Origin of the sequence: Paenibacillus sp. 7523-1 (assembly GCF_002276415.1) — a bacterium.
GTDB classification, from domain to species: domain Bacteria; phylum Bacillota; class Bacilli; order Paenibacillales; family Paenibacillaceae; genus Paenibacillus; species Paenibacillus illinoisensis_A.
This window is the reverse complement of the sequence record NZ_NPBR01000008.1, coordinates 154255-172535: the sequence shown is the minus strand read 5'-3', so window position 1 is coordinate 172535 and position 18281 is coordinate 154255. Positions and strand designations below refer to the sequence as shown.

Below are 18281 nucleotides of genomic sequence, written 5' to 3'. Positions count from 1 at the left end.
TAATCAATGACTACACAAACAATTCTTCCGGTTGAATCTGAAGCGCTTCGCGCCCTGTCGGAAAGTAACAACGAACCCGGCTGGTTGACCGAGCAGCGGCTTGAAGCCCTTAAGCTTGCAAGTGGTCTTGCGCTTCCGAAACTGGAAAAACAAAAAATCGAACGCTGGAATGTCAGCGAATATGGCACATATAAAGCAAGTGAAGCTATTTCTTCTCTGGAAGAAGTACCTGCTTCAATTAAAGATCTCGTTCAGGATCAAGCTGAAGGCAGTCTGGTTATCCAGCGCAATTCCGGTACAGTATACTCTAAGGTATCTGCTGATCTGGCAGCCAAAGGCGTTATTTTCACGGATCTGGCTACTGCGGTTCGCGAACATGCTGATCTGGTAAAACCTTACCTAAACACAGCTGTGAAGGCAGATGAGCATTCCCTTGCTGCTCTGCATGCGGCTCTCTGGAACGGTGGAGTATTCCTGTATGTTCCTAAAAATGTGGAAATTGAAGTACCGCTTCAAGCTGTTTTGCTCACAGATGATGCAACTGCTACATTTGCACCTCATGTCCTCGTTGTTGCTGAAGCGAACAGCTCTGTAACTTACGTTGACAACTATGTTTCCGGCGAACTGTCCGCACCTGTTTTCCATAACGGTGTCGTGGAAGTCTTCGTAAAATCCGGTGCAAAAGTACGTTTCGCGTCTGTTCATCAGCTGTCTACGAATGTTACTGATGTTTCCTTCCGCCGTGCAGTGGTCGAGAACGATGGAACAATCGAGTGGATCGTTGGTGAAATGAACAACGGCGATACAGCCAGCAACACGATGTCCGTGCTGAAAGGCAATGGCTCCAGCTCGGATTCAAAAGTCATCGCTGTTGGTTCCGGATCCCAAAAAATCAACTACACTACAGAAGCTCGTCACTTCGGTAAAAACACGCCGAGCCAGATGATTACTCGCGCAGTTATGCGTGAAGAAGCTTCTGCCATCATCAACGGAATCACGAAGATTGAGAAAGGTGCAACCAAAGCGGACGGTCAGCAAACAGAGAAAGTACTGATGCTGAGCCCGAAAGCACGCGGAGATGCCAACCCAATCCTTCTGATCGACGAGGACGATGTTACAGCAGGTCACGCGGCTTCCGTAGGTCAAGTCAATGCTGAACAGATCCATTACTTGATGTCTCGCGGGATTAACCGTACGGATGCTGAACGTCTGATTATCTACGGCTTCCTGGCTCCGGTGGTGGCGGATATTCCTCTGGAAGCACTGCGTACCCAATTGCAGTCTCTTATTGAACGGAAATTGGGACAATGAACCCGTCCATCCGCGAGCAGTTCCCGATCCTCCACCAGGAAATTAACGGACACCCGCTCGTATATTTAGATAACGCAGCGACTTCCCAGAAGCCGCTGTCCGTTATCAATGCGATTAAGCATTATTATGAATTTGAGAACTCCAATGTGCATCGCGGTGTGCATACACTTGGAAGCCGGGCTACGGATGCCTATGAAGGTGCACGCGAGAAGGTTGCCAAGTTTATCAATGCACGGCGTACACAGGAGATCATTTTCACCCGTGGGACCACAACAGCACTCAATTTGGTGGCTTCGTCCTACGGTCGGTCTGTCTGCAAAGAAGGCGACGAGATCGTTATCACACCGATGGAACATCACAGTAACCTGATTCCTTGGCAGCAGGTTGCCAAGGAGACAGGTGCAACATTGAAATACATTCCGCTTCAGCCGGATGGCAATATCGATTTGGCAGATGTGGAAAAGACGATTACGAACAAAACAAAAATTGTAGCAATCGCATATGTATCCAATGTCATGGGTGTCATTCATCCGGTAAAACAAATTGCTGAAATTGCACACCGCAATGGCGCTGTCATCGTTGTTGATGGCGCACAGAGCACTCCGCATATGAAGGTGGACGTACAGGATCTCGACTGTGATTTCTATGCACTGTCTGGTCACAAAATGTGCGGACCAACCGGAATCGGTGCACTTTACGGCAAAAAGGCGCTGCTGGAGTCCATGGAACCGGTTGAGTTCGGCGGTGAAATGATTGATGATGTTGGTCTCTACGAATCCAATTGGAAAGAGCTTCCGTGGAAATTCGAAGGCGGAACCCCTATTATCGCAGGTGCGGTAGGTTTGGGTGCAGCCATCGATTTTCTGGAGCAGATTGGCATGGATGAGATTGCCCATCATGAAAGTGTATTGGCAGCTTATGCAACAGAGCGTATGGCAGAGATTGAAGGGCTGACCATCTATGGCCCAGCGAAGCGTCATGTTGGTGTGGTCACCTTCAACCTGGGGGATGTACATCCACATGATGTGGCAACTGTACTGGATGCGAGTGGTGTAGCTATTCGTGCTGGACACCACTGCTGCCAGCCGCTTATGCGCTGGCTGCAAGTCAGCTCAACAGCTCGTGCCAGCTTCTATCTATATAACAATGAACAAGATGTGGACCGGCTTGTCAGCGCCTTAATTCAGACAAAGGAGTATTTTGGCGATGCAACTTGATGATCTGTACCGGCGTGTCATAATGGACCACTACAAAAACCCGCGTAATCGCGGAACATTTGATAATGACGCTGTCACGGTGAATTTGAACAATCCTACGTGCGGCGACCGGATTTCATTGCAGCTTTTACTGAAAGACGGAATCGTCCAGGAAGCCAAGTATACGGGAGAAGGCTGTTCCATCAGCATGTCGTCGGCATCCATGATGACCGATGCTGTCAAAGGCAAATCGATGGAACAGGCACTCGATCTGGCTGACCGTTTTTCCTCACTGATGAAAGGGGAAGAAGTCGATTTCGACGATTATGAAGATCTCGAAGCCCTATCCGGTGTGAACAAGTTCCCTGCACGCATCAAATGTGCCACTCTGGCCTGGAATGCATTACGCAAAGGGATTGACGAAGAGGACAATGTACAATAACGATAGGGAGGTAGAGCAAGATGGCTAAAAAAGCACCAGAAATGGAAGAGTATAAATATGGTTTTCGCGATGAGCACAAATCCATCTTTCAAACCGGTAAAGGTCTGACTGCAGAAGTCGTTACCGAAATTTCCCGGATTAAAAACGAACCGGAGTGGATGCTCGAGTTCCGCTTGAAAGCTCTGAAACAGTTCGAGAAAATGCCAATGCCAAAATGGGGCGGAGATCTCGATGAGCTGGATTTCAACGATATCCAGTACTATGTTCGTCCTTCTGAAAAACAAGGTAAAACATGGGAAGAGGTTCCTTCCGAAATCAAGGAAACCTTTGATAAACTGGGTATTCCTGAAGCAGAACAAAAGTTCCTTGCAGGTGTATCCGCTCAGTACGAATCTGAGGTTGTATACCACAACATGCAAAAAGAACTAGAAGACCAAGGCGTAATCTTCATGGATACCGATACGGCTCTTAGAGAGCACCCGGAAATCCTTCGTGAATACTTCGCTACAGTAATTCCGCCAGCGGACAACAAATTTGCAGCGCTGAACAGTGCCGTATGGTCTGGAGGAAGCTTCATCTACGTGCCTAAGGGCGTTAAATGTGAAGTGCCTCTGCAAGCTTATTTCCGGATTAACTCTGAGAATATGGGACAATTCGAGCGTACGCTTATCATTGCTGACGAAGACAGCTTCGTTCACTATGTTGAAGGCTGTACAGCTCCAATTTACAGCACGAACTCACTCCACAGTGCCGTGGTTGAGATCATCTGTAAGAAAAATGCCCGTGTTCGTTACACTACGATTCAAAACTGGGCACCAAACATCTACAACCTGGTAACCAAACGTGCAGTTGCTGAAGAGAACGCAACAATGGAATGGGTTGATGGTAACATCGGATCCAAACTGACAATGAAATATCCAGCCGTTGTACTGAAAGGCCGTGGAGCAAAAGGTTCCGTACTTTCCATCGCTGTAGCTGGAAAAAATCAGCATCAGGATGCAGGTGCGAAAATGATCCACTTGGCTCCGGACACGACTTCTACAATTGTATCCAAGTCCATCAGTAAGCATGGTGGTAAAGTAACATACCGTGGTCTGGCTTCCTTTGGTCGTCAAGCAGAAGGTGCCAAGTCCAATATCAAATGTGATACGCTCATCCTGGATAATGAGTCCACATCGGATACAATTCCTTACAATGAAATCATGAATGACAACATTATGCTGGAGCATGAAGCTACGGTATCGAAAGTATCTGAGGACCAACTCTTCTATCTGATGAGCCGTGGTCTGACCGAAGCTGAAGCAACACAAATGATCATCATGGGCTTCATTGAGCCGTTTACTAAGGAATTGCCAATGGAATATGCGGTAGAAATGAACAGATTGATCAAATTCGAAATGGAAGGCAGCATTGGTTAATTGCTGCATGCATAAGGACCGGGGGATTTCCTCCGGTCCTTATTTTTTTATACATGAAAATAATCCGATTGATATGAAAAAACGACTTGTATGGCAGAAAACCGGATGGTGAATTGCTGTTATTCGCATAAAATAGGTTCAACAGCACAAGCGATTTCATAGATTGCTGCATCTATTGATAGAAAAGGATGGTGAATCTATGAGCTTCAATCCTTTTGTAGGATATCGCATTACAAGTTCGTTTGGTTATCGCATCCATCCAATTCATGGTGGACAGACCTTCCATCGGGGAATTGACCTCGTCACAGAACCTTGGAATGGCCCTGTATACGCCTTTATGGAAGGGACCGTACGGTTTGCTGCTGAAGGAGCTACGGGCTCCGGATTCGGCGGTTATGGGCTTACCGTTGCTGTACAGGATCATCGTGGGTGTCTGCATTGTTACGCCCATCTGTCGCAAATTGCGGTTAGCGTAGGTCAGCGGGTGAAGCGTGGTCAACTCTTGGGCAACCAAGGGAGTACGGGTCAGAGTACAGGACCCCATGTCCATTACGAAATTCGTAAAACAAGTACCCCTTCTTACGGGTATACAGCCAGTGTGGATGGAGTGGTTGAGCCGGAAACATATCTGCAATCGGAATTCGGTTCCACATCTGAAGAGCAGGAGGCTCTGTCGATGACAAGTGAAGAGAAGAAAGCTTTTGAAGCGATGGAAAAGACACTGGAAGCTCAGGCGTCCTGGATCGCGCAGCAGAAGAATCTATCCAATATGCCCTGTCCGCCTTGGGCAGCTGACGCGTATCATTACTATCGTTCTTATATCCTGACGGATACAGGCAGTTACGACTTCTGGAGACTGCTGGTTATTATGTATCGCAAGGAAAAAGGAATTCAGGTCTCCTCCGATTCGGGAAAACAATAAGGGCCAGCGTGCTGAATACGATGATTCGTATTGAAGCAGGCGAAAAACCATTTATCGAATATTGCCATTTCGCCCGGTTCGCTTACCCTGCAAGATCATATGTTAGGGTATACCTGATAAAGAGGAGGCAATCACATGAGCGAAGTAGGATATGGTTGTGGTGGCAATGTTGGCGGCGTAGGTGGATACAACCCATTCACATCGGTAGGCGCAATCTTGGTATTGTTCATTCTGTTGGTTATCATCACTAAAGCATTCTGCGTGTAATATGCGTATCAAACCTGAATAAAGCAAAAGGGAAACCGAAAATTCGGTTTCCCTTTTTACTTTTTATAAAATAAGTTCCTGTAGTGTAATTCTTCGTAATCATTCATTTTTCTAGGTGATGCTACGAAACCATAGAGCTATTGAATATAAATTTCGACGATGGCGATATCTCTTTCTTTCGCTAAATCAATAAAGGCTGTGGATGTCTGAACAAGCGGACGGAAATAGTCTGCAGGGTTATTCATGACGATGATGCCCGTTTCCCCCGAGGTGAGCAGTACCCTTTTGCCTATAAAATTAGGCAGCATATGTTTGATAAGCTCCTGGGTAGCTTCTCCATTTAGTTGGCCAAAGCTCAGGCTGTACAGCTCGCACAGCACGGAGATTAACTCCTGCTTGGTCTGATATACCCGGTTGGTCGTCATGGCGCTGTACACGTCAGCTACGGCCGTAATACGGGCATACGGATGAATATCGTTCCCTTTCAGTCCATGAGGATAGCCGCTTCCGTCTTCCCGCTCATGATGCTGAAGGGCGACCGTAGCCAAAATCTCATCCTGCGTGGACTCTTTAACAATCTCATATCCGTATAACGTATGTTTCTTCATTTCTTCGAATTCTTCCGGGGTTAGTTTTCCCGGTTTATGTAGCATTTCAGGAGAAATTTTGGATTTTCCAATATCATGCAGATAACCTGCTTTTGCTACTGTCAGGCATTCTTCAGGATTGTAGCCCATCCAGCCAGCAATATAAAACGCGAGCATTCCCACTTGCAATGAATGGTTGTAGGTATAATCATTATCGCCGTCAAGCATAAGTAGAAGGGAAACGACATCCTTCTGTTTCTCCAGTTGAGTTGTCAGGTTAATCAGAATTTCATCGACCTGAGCTTCGTCAATAAACCCTTTCTCCATCGCTTGCTGAAACAGAGATTCGGTACCTTTGATCGTATCGTCAAACAAGGTAGTTAACAGACGGGTCTGATCGGAAGGCATGGTTTGCGTATCAGAGTGTAGGTTGGATGTTGTATGTTCTACATCTGCGTAATCGATTCCATGTTGCAGCAATTTGGTAATATCGTCTTCGCTGAGTAAGGAACCTTTCATCAGCATGTGGAGACCTGAACTGTTGTATACATCATTTTTTAACAGATCACCAGGTTTAAGATCAGTAACATGCACTCTCACGTATAAACCACCTTTTCCTCGACTTATATCGACATATATGCTTATAATAACAAGAAAAAAATGGGTTGACAACGACTTATTTACTAATTTAATTAGCCTTGCAAGAGGTGGGATGACTATTTATAAATTGTCCAAGGGGTTCCAGGGTCCCAGTTGATGCCCCTTCCACTCGGAACCATCGTCCCATATTTCCTTTTTCCAGATCGGGACCGTTTGTTTCAGTCTCTCGATAGCGTAGCGACTGGCGTCATAACAATCACTGCGGTGAGGCGAGGAGACGGCAATAATGACACTAATCTCGGCAACGTCAACCTGACCGATCCGGTGGCTGATTGCACATCTGACACCTGGCCAGCGCTCGGAGATTTCACTTCCGATGTTAGCCATCTGAGAAAGCGCCATCGGTACATAAGCTTCATATTCCAGATGGACCGTTCGTTGTTCCCCGGTCATTTCACGAGTAGTACCCACAAAAGTCAGTGCTGCCCCGTGGTTTGCGGTAATAACCAGAGCTGTTGTTGCTTCCACAGACAAGGGGGACTTCGTAATCATAAACATACCGTCCGGAGTACGATGTTCGGAGAGTGAAGACCTATGATCATCCTCGGACCCTTCAGTACCGTCACCTCCTGAAACGGGGGGAATTAAGGCAAGTTCATCTTCGGGCTTAATCATTGTATTGGCTGGAGCGTACTGCTGGTTTACCGCCAGAAAGGACGTTCGAATCTGTGATGCGGCCTCTGGATAGGCGAGTGCCAGGCTTTCTTTGAGAAGAGCTGCAGTCAAAGGACTTTCCGTATATTCATATTCAAGCAGGGACGTGCCCAGACGTTCAGCAATACCTGCAAACAGTTGTATGGTTAATATCATGCTTATGCGTCACCTCTTTTTTATCTCTAAACCCTTTCAATATATCATAACGACGCGGAAAATGTTATGCTTATCTATTAGAGGAATGTACGTTAGGCAAGGACTGAGAGGAGGCGGTGTGATGAGCACCAAGGAAAAACAAACGTTAACCATTCTGCACACCAATGACATCCATAGTCATTTTGGTTCCATGAGCTCTATCGCCGCCATGATTGAACAAGAGAGAGAACGGAGCGAAAATGTTCTAGTTCTGGATATCGGAGATCATATGGATCGTATGGCCGTAGAGACAGAGGGGACACTTGGGGGAGCCAACGTCGATGTGATTAATTTGACGGGGTATGATGCCATAACGATTGGCAATAACGAGGGACTGACGTTTACACCGGAGCAGCTGGCACAGTCCTATTCGGGGTTATTATGTCCTGTCGTGTGCGGAAATGTTGTGGAAGAGGCCAGCGGTCTGCCTCCAGTATGGATGAACTCATCCCTTATTGTGGACAAAGGTCCATTTCGGATAGGTTTGCTCGGAGCTACTGCACCGTTTACTGCTTTTTACGACTTGCTGGGATGGAAGCTGCTTGACCCGGTGGAAACACTACGTGAGCAAGTTGAAGCGTTGCGCCCTAATGTGGATATCGTCATCATACTCTCCCATCTGGGTCTATCAACAGATCGAAAACTCGCGGAGCAGATTGAGGGCATTGACGTTATTCTTGGCGGACACACACACCATGTGCTCGAGGAACCTCTGGTCATTGGGAATGCGGTGCTGGGAGCAGCCGGAAAATTCGGTCAGTGGCTTGGTAAAGTCGTACTTGAACGGGATAGCGGTGCGAACAAGCCTAGACTGATTAGTAGTGGCTGTTTTCCATTGAAGGATCAGATGCTGGATGAGAAGGTTGCACTAGCTATCGCCGCACATCGCGCGGAGGCAGAGAGAGCTCTTGGACAGACAGCTGTAATGATTGACCGAACTCTTCCGATAAAATATGAGAAGGAATCACCATTCGCTTCGCTGCTTGCGCAGGCAGTAAGGCATTTCACGGGAGCGGAGCTGTCACTGGTTAACGCTGGCCAACTCCTGGGTGAACTTCCACAAGGGGACATCAGCAAGGGAATGCTGCATTCACTATGTCCTTCTCCGATCAATGCTTGTACAATAAGGCTGAAAGGCAGAGAGATTCGTGAAGCGCTGGAGCAGTCTTTGCTTCAGGAGTATGCGGACAAGCCCATCATCGGATTTGGATTTCGCGGGAAGATACTTGGTACGCTGTGTGTGGATGGTATTGAGGTGGAGTATGATCCTGCGGGTCCCCCATTTCAAAGGATCAATGCATTATATGTCGATGGTAAGCCTATGGGTGATGAACAGGAATATGTGGTCGGAACACTAGACATGTTTACATTCAATGTGGGATATCCTTCGTTAGCCCGGGGTACCGAGATCGCATATCGACTTCCAGAATTTATACGGGATCTGCTGGAGATCGAATTAAAAAGACCAGGGGCGTTGGATGATAGCCTGCGATCCCGCTGGCATGAAAGAAATTAACGAGTACTTGCCTTCTGCTGAAGCGGCGGCTAGTGGAAATTACATCTACGGAGCGGGAGAGGATAGGCTGTGCGTTTAGTACATATAAACCTATTGCAGCCTGGCATGAAGCTGGGGAAACGGATTTATAGCGAAGAGGGTTTGGTTCTGCTTAGTGAAGATGTGGAACTGACCGAGCGGTTGATTGGACGTCTAAAAGACCTCGGCGTAGGTTACGTATATATTAAGGAAGCAGCGACAGAGGATATCATCGTTCCCGATATGCTTCAGGAGGAAACGAGGCGCAGGGCACTGGTAGAAATCAAGCAGCAGTTTCAGAGTATGTCAGGTTTGAAGACCAAAAGCCGGATTCCGCATTTTGGCAAAGCGCTGAGTGGTCTGATGAATACCATTTTGGAGGACATCGGCGGTCAAAAGGAAGCAATGATCATGCTGATGGATATGAACTCCAGTGATCTTGATCTGTACAACCACTCCTTGAACGTATGTGTGTACACACTGGTTTTGGGTGTCGCCTCAGGGTATTCCAGACAGAAGCTGATGGAAATTGGACTGGGTGCCTTGCTGCATGATATAGGAAAGACACAGATTGATCCAGATGTTTTGCATAAACCGGCGAAATTGACGGATGAGGAATTTAAAATCATTCAGCAGCATACTACATATGGACATCGTATTTTAAAAGATGAACCTGGCATACCGCTGCTGGCAGCACATTGTGCCCTGCAGCATCATGAGCGAATCGACGGTAGTGGCTATCCGTTTGGCCTCAAGGGTCCTGAAATTCATGAGTATGCCAAGTGGATTGCACTGGCTGACTCGTATGACGCGATGACGAGTAATCGCGTATACCGTAAGGCATTGCTCCCTCATCAGGCAGTGGAGGTATTATATACTGGATCTGGCTCGTTGTATGAACAGCGTATGCTGGAGAAATTCCGTGACTGTGTGGCCATTTATCCCGTAGGTCTATCTGTGACGCTGAGTACGGGGGAAGTCGGAGTCGTTGCATCCATCGATTCACGTATCCCGCAGCGGCCCCGGATTCGGGTGTTGAAGAATGCGGATGGACAGACGTTAAAGGCGCCTTACGAAATAGATCTGTCCACAGCCCTATCGGTTATGATTACTGGTGTTGAAGGCGATGAGGGCGTGCCTCCGACTCCTTCCTGTGATGAATTTTCTTGATCGCTGTTAAGTTATTGCCAGCAGGGAGACTGCGCTCATAGCAATATCCGGGCCGGGTTGGCCCTGGAGTTGTATGGGCGTTTTTGTCATGTAATGGACAGAGCACTTCATGCCGAAGCGTTCAAAATTGTGCTATGATAAAAGATAGCTCCAAAAAGATCATGCCGAAGTATGATGTAAATAAAACTTTTTAGGTTAATAAAAGGAATAAGGTGAAGAACAATGACCATGCTAAACTCAGGATCGGTTGAACCGATGCCTTTATCGCCGACTAATGATCCATGGGATCCGATCGGCTCTTTGCGTACATATGGACGCCACGTGTTAACCAGTGTTGAAATGACCGTGACTCATCTGTGCAATATGCGATGCGAGCACTGTGCTGTAGGGGATATGCTCACGATGCGTGAAGCTCCCGCACTGCCACTGCCTCTTATGCTGAAGCGGCTGGACGAAGTGGAGCATCTGCAGACTATCAGTTTGACAGGTGGTGAGCCAAGTTTCAGTCAAAAGACAGTGGATGAAATGATCATCCCGCTGCTGAAATACGCCAAGGAGCGCGGCATAAGATCACAGATCAACTCCAACCTGACGCTTGATCTCAGTCGTTACGAGAAACTGCTGCCATACCTTGATGTGATGCATATCTCATTCAACTACCTGAATGCCGATGATTTCCATCAAGTTGGTTTTGCTAACAGCGGCAGACCTGTCAAGCGTGAAGTAGCGGTGAAAATGTATGAGAAAATGATAGAAAATTCGCGCAAACTGAGTGAAGCAGGCATGTTTATCTCTGCTGAATCCATGATTAATTTCCGTACTCATGACAAGTTGGAGGGAATCCATCAACTGATTCGGGAGATGGGCTGTGTACGTCATGAAGTACATCCGATGTATAACTCGAATTTTGCTTCCACATTGCCTGTCCTGTCTCTGGACCATATGCGTGCAGCCATCCATCGCTTGCTGGATGTGCGCGACAAAGACATGTGGATGTTGTTCGGAACACTTCCATTCTTTGCTTGCAGTGCGGCCGACCAGGATCGGGAATTGATCAATCGCCTGTACAGTGAGCCTAATGTGACCGTACGCAATGATCCGGATGGTCGAAATCGCGTTAACGTCAACATGTTTACAGGCAATGTGTACGTTACAGATTTTGCCGACATCCCTGCCTTTGGCAACATTCGGGATCGGAAGCTGGATGATGTGTTCCATGAATGGTCTGCGGAGCATCCGCTTAATCAGACCGTTAACTGTCACTGTGATGCTGCGTCCTGCTGCGGCCCTAACCTGCTGGTGGCGGACATGTATTATAAAGGTGTGGATTTCAAATCCAGAAAAGCAATTACGCGCTGATTTAGGCGCTGATATTCCAGGTATATTCCTGAAATAGATAGAAAAAGGGGAGTGTCGACTTGGATATTCATACCGAATTTCATCTCGGGCAGTTGGTGTTCAATTTGGTTTGCGTTTTTCTGCTCGTATTCTTGAATGGCGTATTTGTTGCAGCCGAATTTTCTCTGGTTAAAGTCAGGCAGACCCGGTTGACTCAATTGCAGAGCGAGGGAAATCGGATGGCTGGGTATGCATTAAAGGTGAATGGAAAACTGGATGCTTACTTGTCGGCAACCCAGTTCGGCATTACCCTGACATCCCTGGGGCTTGGCTGGCTCGGTGAACCCGCCATTTCCGAATTACTGGTAGAGCCGCTTATGTTCAAACTGGGCGTGGCGGATACAGGACTGATCTCTACCGTTTCCGTTATCGTCGGTTTCTGTATTATTACGTTTCTGCATATTGTACTTGGAGAACTTGCGCCGAAGTCGCTTGCTATTCAAAAAACAGATGGCGTGGCTCTGCTATTGTCCGCACCACTTCTGCTGTTCTACAAAATCTTTTTTCCATTCATCTGGATTCTCAATGCATCGGCCAATGCGCTGCTGCGACTGGCAGGGATAGAGCCTGCGAGTGAAGGAGAAGCCCATTCTGAAGATGAACTTCGAATTTTGATGAAGCAGAGTGCGAAGAGTGGCGTCATTGACAAGGATGAAATCAAACTGATGGATAACATCTTTGATTTCTCTGATATGCTTGCTCGTGAAGTCATGCTGCCACGTACAGATATGGATTGTCTGTATACCCATCTGTCCCTGGAAGAGAACCTGAAGATTATTAATGCAACGAAGCATTCCCGTTATCCTGTTGCCGTTGAGGATAAAGACGAAATTATCGGATTTATCCATATTACAGATCTACTATTGGCAGCCCCGGAACAGCAGCAGGATATGGCTTCACTTGTGCGGCCCATCTTGAACGTTCCGGAATCCATGGAAATCAGCCATGTGCTTCAACTGATGCAGAAGAAGCATTCCCAGATGACCCTTGTTGTTGACGAATACGGCGGCACCGCCGGATTATTGACGGCGGAGGAAATTCTGGAGGAGATTGTAGGGGATCTATACGATGAGTTCGAGGATGAGCGACCTCATATGGAACGCAGCGGCGATTCCTTCTCCATTGATGGACGATCTCTCATTGAAGAGGTTCATGAATGGACCGGAGCCATCATTGATGACGAAGAGGTGGATACCATTGGCGGTTGGTTGTTCAAAGAGCTTGAAGGTAGCCCAGCCAAAGGTAAAACACGGGAGCAGAACGGCTATGTCTTTGAGGTGGAGGAATCCACCCGGTTACGAATTACCCGAGTCAAGGTGTATAAGAGCCCAGTCTCTGAAGAAGAGGCTGCTGCTTTGGATGAGGCTCGGGACGATGCCGAATCGGACAAGTAGTGACGTATGAGGAACTACCATATTGAAATGAATGGACCTTTGGAACACTTCCCGTGGGGAGTGACCAAAGGTCTTTTTTTGTGAAGAAGTAGGCGTGAGAAATTCCAAGAGTTGTTTCGGCTGAATTGGGATTAACTTAAGAACGATGACATATGGATAATAGACGGGAAAAGCAAGGATTTTGGTCGCCTACCGACGAGTGACCAAATTTTAGTGAAGGGAGGCGTTTGAAAATGATTGATCCACAGCTTCGCGCATATGCCCCTTTTGTGGGGCCGTTTGATCCATGTAAACCGATTGAAATTAAAACCTACCTTGTTCCTCCGCAGTTATTTATTCCTTTCCAGCCGATGGGCTGGCCCCAATACAGTCCAGCAGAAGCACTGAGACTCGGAACATTGTGGCCTGCGCTATACAGTCCTTATACATCCAAAAAAACAAAAGGGAGGGAGGTAGGAGCAGATGGAGCCTGAAGCAGCAAAAGCGTGTGACGCCAGATATTATGAGTTGTTGGAGGAACTGCAAGCCTTGGATTTTGTGCTGGTGGAGCTGAATCTGTATCTGGATACTCACCCAGGGGACTATCAAAGTATTGAACAATATAACAAGTTTAGCCAGGAGCGGATGAGGGTTGCCCATGAATTTCAACAGCTATATGGACCGCTCATGAACTTTGGGCATGCGTTCTCCAAGTATCCTTGGCAGTGGTCAGAGGCACCCTGGCCTTGGCAGGTGTAATGAACGTTTGAGTTGAAAGCAAAAGTATACTGCACCCGGGTTTTCCGGAAACGCAGAATCGGGATACCCGGGAAGTGCAAGTATGAACGATCCGAATCGGATGACATTCATTTCGTATTTTTGAAGGGGGAATCGTGCAACATGTGGGTATACGAGAAAAAGCTGCAATATCCTGTTAGGGTAAGTAAATGTGATCCTCATATGGCCAAATTGCTGATGGAACAGTATGGTGGAGCAGACGGGGAACTGGCTGCAGCCCTTCGGTATATGAATCAGCGCTATACGATTCCGGATAAAATTATCGGTCTGTTGAATGACATCGCTACTGAAGAATTTGCCCATCTTGAGATGATCGCAACAATGATCTACAAACTTACCAAGGATGCCACCATTGAACAGCTGGAGAAGGCAGGCTTGGATGCTCACTATGTGAACCATGACAAGGCAATCTTTTACAGTAATGCCGCAGGTGTACCTTTCACTGCAACCTACATTCAGGCAAAGGGTGACCCTATTGCAGATCTGTATGAAGATATTGCTGCGGAAGAGAAGGCTAGGGCTACATATCAATGGCTAATTGATCTGACGGATGATGTGGACCTGCAGGACAGCCTGAAGTTCCTGCGGGAGCGGGAGATTGTGCATTCGCTTCGTTTCCGTGAGGCGGTCGAGATCCTGAAGGATGATCGGGAAACCAAGAAGATCTTCTAATCGTGCAACCTTCCTTACACATATATAAAAGAAGGATGTCCCTTGAAGTAAAAAAGGACATCCTTCTTTTTGCTGGAGGATCTGCTTAGTATTCGACCACCATGGCAACATTTTGCCACCCTGCTCCGACCGTCCAGAACAACACTTTATCACCACGCTCGATCTGACCTGAGGTTATGGCCCGATGCAGAGCGATAAAGGGACTGCTGGTTGACGTATAGCCGAATTCGTCTCCAATGTAGACGGCAACATCATTAGCGATCCCAATGTTCTCCGATACCGCACGAATATTACCGATGGATAACTGGGAGAAACAGGCTGCTTTGATCTGATCTGCTGCAATCTCGTTGCGTCCTAACAGTGTACGAATAGATTCAGAAGCAGCATCGACGCAGATCGAATCATCGAACGGTGTGAATTTGACATGAAAAGCTCCTGCATCCACCCCGGTCTGACCCAGTTTCGCCAGACCTTCTGCAGGAAAGAGGGAATTACCGTACACACAGGTATCCGTTTGATAGATGGAATCAACGAATCCGGTAGCCTGTTCGTCGCGTTCTATGATGACAGCCGCTGCTGCATCGCCAAAATTGGCATAGTAGACAGGATCATCTGGACTCGCGTGTGGGGCTACATAATCTGAACCGATAATCAATGCTCTTCGAATTCGGGGATTCCCCAGCATCTGCCGGCTCACCTGTTCAAAGGCTGCCGTCATTCCGGCACAGTTAGCGTTGCTGTCGATACAGATGGTATGGGATGCTCCATTAATTAAACGATGAATCATTAAGGAATTCGTAGGGAAAATGTATTCCGGCGTTTGACTTGCATAGGCAATCAGGTCGATATCCGCCCCGGTCAGTCCGGTCTTTTCCAAAAGGTTACTGGCTGCCTCATAAGCCATGCTTAGTGAGTTCTCGTCATCGTTGTTAATTTTGTAACGCTTATCACGCCCAAGCGCTTTTAACAATCCCCGAATATCTACCCCTCTCGCATCAAAATGTTCAATGTAAAAGTCATTGTCCACCTGGTGCGCTGGATGATAAATATCTATATCCACAATACGAATTCCGGCCATCTTCATTCTCCTCTTGAGCGGATGGGTGGATCCACAACTTGTCCGCCTGATTTATTAGGTGGTAACGGTAGATATAATTTCGAGGTTGTCCAGTCCGACAGCACGTCCAAGCCTGGACAACTGCATTTTCAAAATGGCATTATTTTCGAGTGTGAGTACAACCTTTTTGAAGCCGTCCTTTTTGAATAGAGCCAGGCAGCCTTCGAGCAGAGGTACAATTTCCGGAGCGGTGACATTCAGCTTTTTGCAGTCGATACGCAGTTCATATTCCGTTGGGTCAATAGGAGCAATCGTATCCTGATAAGCTGAGATGGAACGCAATCCATCTTCTTGAGAGAAAGATCCCTCCAGTTCAATGTTAAGCACCTTGTTTGGAACGTCAGTCTTGAGTATAAAGCTTCCCATAATTGTCTCTCTCCTTTAAATGAGTTAAGGCTATCCTGCTACCAGGGACAAGGTGTTATCGCCACCGTTACTGGCTTCTAAGATGTAAGCTGAGATCGAGGATAATTTACCCATATTATAAAGGCGTAGATGTAATGAGATCAAGAATAAAGTCGAATCGTGTATAAAAATGTAGAATAGTTAATTATTGGATTTCATTTAGCGTGGCAAGTAGGACGTTAAATGCACTAATAATACGCGGCGCCCCTACACAAGGTGCCAGATGCAGCAGAATTCCTTTGAGCTCCTCCACAGTTACTCCAACACGCAGTGCCATAACATAATGAACGCCCAGTTGTTCAAACTGCCCTTGTGTAATCAGTGAGGAAATAACAGCAACTTCTTTCCATTGATCCGAGATGCTGGTACGTTGGAAAATGTCTCCGTAAGCTGTACCTATAATGAATTCTGCCAGCTCGGGAAAGTGTTCCTTAATAGGGGCCAAGGCTTTGGCTCCGTACTCTCCAGAAAGATTCGCGAAACGCTCCAGCCCCTGAACAACCTGCTCGCTCATTTTTGCTCCTCCTAGTTCAAATTCACGGTACGATGGGCCGTAGGCGGAATCTCATCCCGATCCGTCAATAGCTCGATTACAGCCACTTGTTTCAGTTCTTGTGCTGCTTTGAGTGCAGCGGCGAACTCGTCATGTGTTTCTGCCCGAAATGCGGCTGCACCGAGAGCTTCAGCAAACTTCGACGCATCCATAGGCACCTCAAACAAGGTACCGTCGATCCGGCCTGTTGTTTTTTGCATGCCTTTGAGCGCCATATCCAGCTGTTTATTATTCACTACGATGAAGATGACCGGCAGATTGTGGCATACAGCGGTATTGATCTCGGCTCCGAGCATCATGAAGCATCCGTCGCCTGTAATACAGACGATCGTCTCGTCTGGTGCTGCTGCCTTGGCTCCGATCGCCATACCAATGGCATTGCCCATACAGGCGAAGTATGCGTCAAATACAAAACTGCCAGGTTTTTTTACTTTATAACGCTGAACAGCATGGAAGCCATGACTTCCGTCATCAACGAATAAAGTATGATCATACGGCAGCATATCGCTCAGTTCATCCAAAATCGATGCAAGGGAGAGGTTAGGCAGCGTTGGCAGGGGGACCGTATAGTCTACTGCCGTGGACTCTTTCTTAGGAGCTTCATATTCGGTCAGGGTACCCAGCAGAAACTGCAGATTGTCTTTTAGATCGCCAGTAATATGTAAGGTTTGTGAGTGGAGTATTTTACCGACAAAGGCAGGATCCGAATCGAACTGAATGAGATGTGCAGGATGATTCTCCGGTTTGAGATTGCAGATCGTCATGTCACTCAGCCGCGACCCGAGCACGATATAGAGGTCACTCTGGTTGAGCAATTCATCGGCATGGGGGAAGCCCCCGACACCACAAGGTCCATGATATAACGGATGGTTCCAGGGGATAGCACCTTTCCCACCGGGAGTCGTGATGACAGGAATTTGGAATTGTTCTGCAAACTGCAATAGCTCGTCATGGGCCCTGGATCGATTGACGCCTTTGCCTGCGATAATTAATGGATGACTGGACTTGTGAAGAAGGGGAAGAATTCGATTAAGGTTAGTGATGCTAATTAGAGGCTCGGGTTCAGGCATGACAATTCGGCATTCAGCAAGCAGCTCGGTCTGAACGTCAAAGGGTAGACAAAGATGAACCGGGCCTTTGTTCGGGCCAAGTGCAATGGAGAGGGCATGATTGAGCAATGTGCCGAAGTGGTCGCCACGCTCCACCAGTTTGCTGAATAACGTAGCGGGTTTGAACATCTCTGCGAGATCGGCCAGATAGGAGGAAGAGTCCTGGCACTGTGGAATGCCTAATTCCTGAATGGATTGATGCCCGGTAATAAATAACACCGGAAGGTTATTGGCTTTGGCATGAGCTGCAGCGGTTAAAAGATTGGTTCCACCCGGACCTGAAGTGGCGAATGCTACACCCAGCCTTCCGGTTTGGAGAGCGTAACCAGCTGCTGCAAATCCTGAACTGGATTCGTGGCGACCTGGAATGAACTCAAGGCCGTGGTCCACCATCTTCAGAACAGCAGGGCATATCGATTTTCCAATAATACCAAAGACGTGAGTAACACCAAGCTTGTGCAGCGTTTCTGCCAAATAGTCCGCAACGGTTTTCATGCGGG

19 protein-coding genes are annotated in these 18281 nt (G+C 47.4%); 13 read left to right on the top strand and 6 right to left on the bottom strand.

The annotated features are described in order from the left end of the window. Positions 1-6: 6 nt before the first annotated feature. The 6 genes from sufD (at position 7) to CHH60_RS30070 (ending at position 5556) form a co-directional block, all read left to right on the top strand. The gene (gene sufD / locus CHH60_RS09755; RefSeq protein WP_095359038.1) at positions 7-1311 is read left to right on the top strand and encodes a Fe-S cluster assembly protein SufD; all 1305 of its coding nucleotides are present in this window, start codon (positions 7-9) and stop codon (positions 1309-1311) included. After that, the gene (locus tag CHH60_RS09750) at positions 1308-2528 is read left to right on the top strand and encodes a cysteine desulfurase (RefSeq protein WP_095359037.1); all 1221 of its coding nucleotides are present in this window, start codon (positions 1308-1310) and stop codon (positions 2526-2528) included. Before sufD ends, CHH60_RS09750 begins: the two co-directional genes overlap by 4 nt. Continuing rightward, a complete protein-coding gene (sufU, locus tag CHH60_RS09745; protein WP_095359036.1) occupies positions 2518-2949 on the top strand; it encodes a Fe-S cluster assembly sulfur transfer protein SufU in 432 nt (143 codons plus the stop codon). The genes CHH60_RS09750 and sufU overlap by 11 nt, the downstream gene beginning before the upstream one ends. 20 nt (positions 2950-2969) lie before the next feature. Beyond that, positions 2970-4367 carry a Fe-S cluster assembly protein SufB gene (gene sufB / locus CHH60_RS09740; RefSeq protein WP_095288223.1) on the top strand — a complete coding sequence of 466 codons (1398 nt, stop codon included), beginning with the start codon at positions 2970-2972 and terminating at the stop codon, positions 4365-4367. A gap of 199 nt (positions 4368-4566) precedes the next feature. Continuing rightward, complete coding sequence (locus CHH60_RS09735) at positions 4567-5289, top strand: M23 family metallopeptidase (protein WP_095359035.1); 723 nt, start codon at positions 4567-4569, stop codon at positions 5287-5289. A gap of 135 nt (positions 5290-5424) precedes the next feature. Further along, a complete protein-coding gene (locus tag CHH60_RS30070; protein ID WP_212676985.1) occupies positions 5425-5556 on the top strand; it encodes a YjcZ family sporulation protein in 132 nt (43 codons plus the stop codon). Positions 5557-5693: 137 nt separating this feature from the next. Here CHH60_RS30070 and CHH60_RS09730 read toward each other — a convergent pair whose 3' ends face one another. Together CHH60_RS09730 and CHH60_RS09725 are read right to left on the bottom strand one after the other, a co-directional pair. Continuing rightward, positions 5694-6743, bottom strand: a complete 1050-nt coding sequence (locus CHH60_RS09730) for an HD-GYP domain-containing protein (RefSeq protein WP_095359034.1) — start codon at positions 6741-6743, stop codon at positions 5694-5696. A gap of 120 nt (positions 6744-6863) precedes the next feature. After that, positions 6864-7613 (bottom strand): molybdenum cofactor biosynthesis protein, encoded by a 750-nt coding sequence (locus CHH60_RS09725; protein WP_095359033.1) that lies wholly within the window; start codon positions 7611-7613, stop codon positions 6864-6866. 121 nt (positions 7614-7734) lie between these two features. On the opposite strand from CHH60_RS09725, the gene CHH60_RS09720 reads away from it, so the two are divergent. The 7 genes from CHH60_RS09720 (at position 7735) to CHH60_RS09690 (ending at position 14597) form a co-directional block, all read left to right on the top strand. Then, positions 7735-9168 carry a bifunctional metallophosphatase/5'-nucleotidase gene (locus CHH60_RS09720; protein WP_095359032.1) on the top strand — a complete coding sequence of 478 codons (1434 nt, stop codon included), beginning with the start codon at positions 7735-7737 and terminating at the stop codon, positions 9166-9168. 69 nt (positions 9169-9237) lie between these two features. Further along, entirely contained in the window at positions 9238-10356 is a 1119-nt protein-coding gene (locus CHH60_RS09715; protein ID WP_255247884.1) for an HD-GYP domain-containing protein, read from the top strand. Positions 10357-10578: 222 nt separating this feature from the next. Next, on the top strand, positions 10579-11715 hold the full coding sequence (yfkAB, locus tag CHH60_RS09710; RefSeq protein WP_095359031.1) for a radical SAM/CxCxxxxC motif protein YfkAB: 1137 nt from the start codon (positions 10579-10581) through the stop codon (positions 11713-11715). 59 nt (positions 11716-11774) lie between these two features. Further along, positions 11775-13148: a hemolysin family protein gene (locus tag CHH60_RS09705; protein ID WP_095359030.1), complete on the top strand. Its 1374-nt coding sequence runs from the start codon at positions 11775-11777 to the stop codon at positions 13146-13148. Positions 13149-13381: 233 nt separating this feature from the next. Next, the gene (locus CHH60_RS09700; protein ID WP_095359029.1) at positions 13382-13621 is read left to right on the top strand and encodes a spore coat associated protein CotJA; all 240 of its coding nucleotides are present in this window, start codon (positions 13382-13384) and stop codon (positions 13619-13621) included. Further along, on the top strand, positions 13611-13886 hold the full coding sequence (locus CHH60_RS09695; RefSeq protein WP_095288152.1) for a spore coat protein CotJB: 276 nt from the start codon (positions 13611-13613) through the stop codon (positions 13884-13886). Before CHH60_RS09700 ends, CHH60_RS09695 begins: the two co-directional genes overlap by 11 nt. A gap of 141 nt (positions 13887-14027) precedes the next feature. Beyond that, positions 14028-14597, top strand: coding sequence for a manganese catalase family protein (locus tag CHH60_RS09690; protein WP_095359028.1), 570 nt, complete (start codon positions 14028-14030; stop codon positions 14595-14597). 85 nt (positions 14598-14682) lie between these two features. On the opposite strand, the gene CHH60_RS09685 is transcribed toward CHH60_RS09690, so the two are convergent. The 4 genes from CHH60_RS09685 to CHH60_RS09670 all read right to left on the bottom strand — a co-directional run bounded on the left by CHH60_RS09685 (position 14683) and on the right by CHH60_RS09670 (position 18276). Next, on the bottom strand, positions 14683-15675 hold the full coding sequence (locus tag CHH60_RS09685) for a 3-oxoacyl-[acyl-carrier-protein] synthase III C-terminal domain-containing protein (RefSeq protein ID WP_095359027.1): 993 nt from the start codon (positions 15673-15675) through the stop codon (positions 14683-14685). Between the two features lie 54 nt (positions 15676-15729). Continuing rightward, complete coding sequence (locus tag CHH60_RS09680) at positions 15730-16080, bottom strand: hypothetical protein (RefSeq protein WP_095288149.1); 351 nt, start codon at positions 16078-16080, stop codon at positions 15730-15732. 184 nt (positions 16081-16264) lie between these two features. Beyond that, the gene (locus CHH60_RS09675) at positions 16265-16633 is read right to left on the bottom strand and encodes a carboxymuconolactone decarboxylase family protein (protein ID WP_095359026.1); all 369 of its coding nucleotides are present in this window, start codon (positions 16631-16633) and stop codon (positions 16265-16267) included. Positions 16634-16644: 11 nt separating this feature from the next. After that, positions 16645-18276 carry a thiamine pyrophosphate-binding protein gene (locus CHH60_RS09670; protein WP_095359025.1) on the bottom strand — a complete coding sequence of 544 codons (1632 nt, stop codon included), beginning with the start codon at positions 18274-18276 and terminating at the stop codon, positions 16645-16647. Positions 18277-18281 lie beyond the last annotated feature (5 nt).

Bases quoted from the DNA above. Each gene is read 5' to 3' on its own strand.
- CHH60_RS09685 (WP_095359027.1), bottom strand. From the start codon at position 15,675: ATGGCCGGAATTCGTATTGTGGATATAGATATTTATCATCCAGCGCAC.
- CHH60_RS09700 (WP_095359029.1), top strand. From the start codon at position 13,382: ATGATTGATCCACAGCTTCGCGCATATGCCCCTTTTGTGGGGCCGTTT.
- CHH60_RS30070 (WP_212676985.1), top strand. From the start codon at position 5,425: ATGAGCGAAGTAGGATATGGTTGTGGTGGCAATGTTGGCGGCGTAGGT.
- CHH60_RS09670 (WP_095359025.1), bottom strand. From the start codon at position 18,276: ATGAAAACCGTTGCGGACTATTTGGCAGAAACGCTGCACAAGCTTGGT.
- CHH60_RS09675 (WP_095359026.1), bottom strand. From the start codon at position 16,633: ATGAGCGAGCAGGTTGTTCAGGGGCTGGAGCGTTTCGCGAATCTTTCT.
- CHH60_RS09690 (WP_095359028.1), top strand. From the start codon at position 14,028: ATGTGGGTATACGAGAAAAAGCTGCAATATCCTGTTAGGGTAAGTAAA.
- CHH60_RS09720 (WP_095359032.1), top strand. From the start codon at position 7,735: ATGAGCACCAAGGAAAAACAAACGTTAACCATTCTGCACACCAATGAC.
- CHH60_RS09695 (WP_095288152.1), top strand. From the start codon at position 13,611: ATGGAGCCTGAAGCAGCAAAAGCGTGTGACGCCAGATATTATGAGTTG.
- CHH60_RS09735 (WP_095359035.1), top strand. From the start codon at position 4,567: ATGAGCTTCAATCCTTTTGTAGGATATCGCATTACAAGTTCGTTTGGT.
- CHH60_RS09750 (WP_095359037.1), top strand. From the start codon at position 1,308: ATGAACCCGTCCATCCGCGAGCAGTTCCCGATCCTCCACCAGGAAATT.
- sufD (WP_095359038.1), top strand. From the start codon at position 7: ATGACTACACAAACAATTCTTCCGGTTGAATCTGAAGCGCTTCGCGCC.
- yfkAB (WP_095359031.1), top strand. From the start codon at position 10,579: ATGACCATGCTAAACTCAGGATCGGTTGAACCGATGCCTTTATCGCCG.
- CHH60_RS09725 (WP_095359033.1), bottom strand. From the start codon at position 7,613: ATGATATTAACCATACAACTGTTTGCAGGTATTGCTGAACGTCTGGGC.
- CHH60_RS09680 (WP_095288149.1), bottom strand. From the start codon at position 16,080: ATGGGAAGCTTTATACTCAAGACTGACGTTCCAAACAAGGTGCTTAAC.
- sufB (WP_095288223.1), top strand. From the start codon at position 2,970: ATGGCTAAAAAAGCACCAGAAATGGAAGAGTATAAATATGGTTTTCGC.
- sufU (WP_095359036.1), top strand. From the start codon at position 2,518: ATGCAACTTGATGATCTGTACCGGCGTGTCATAATGGACCACTACAAA.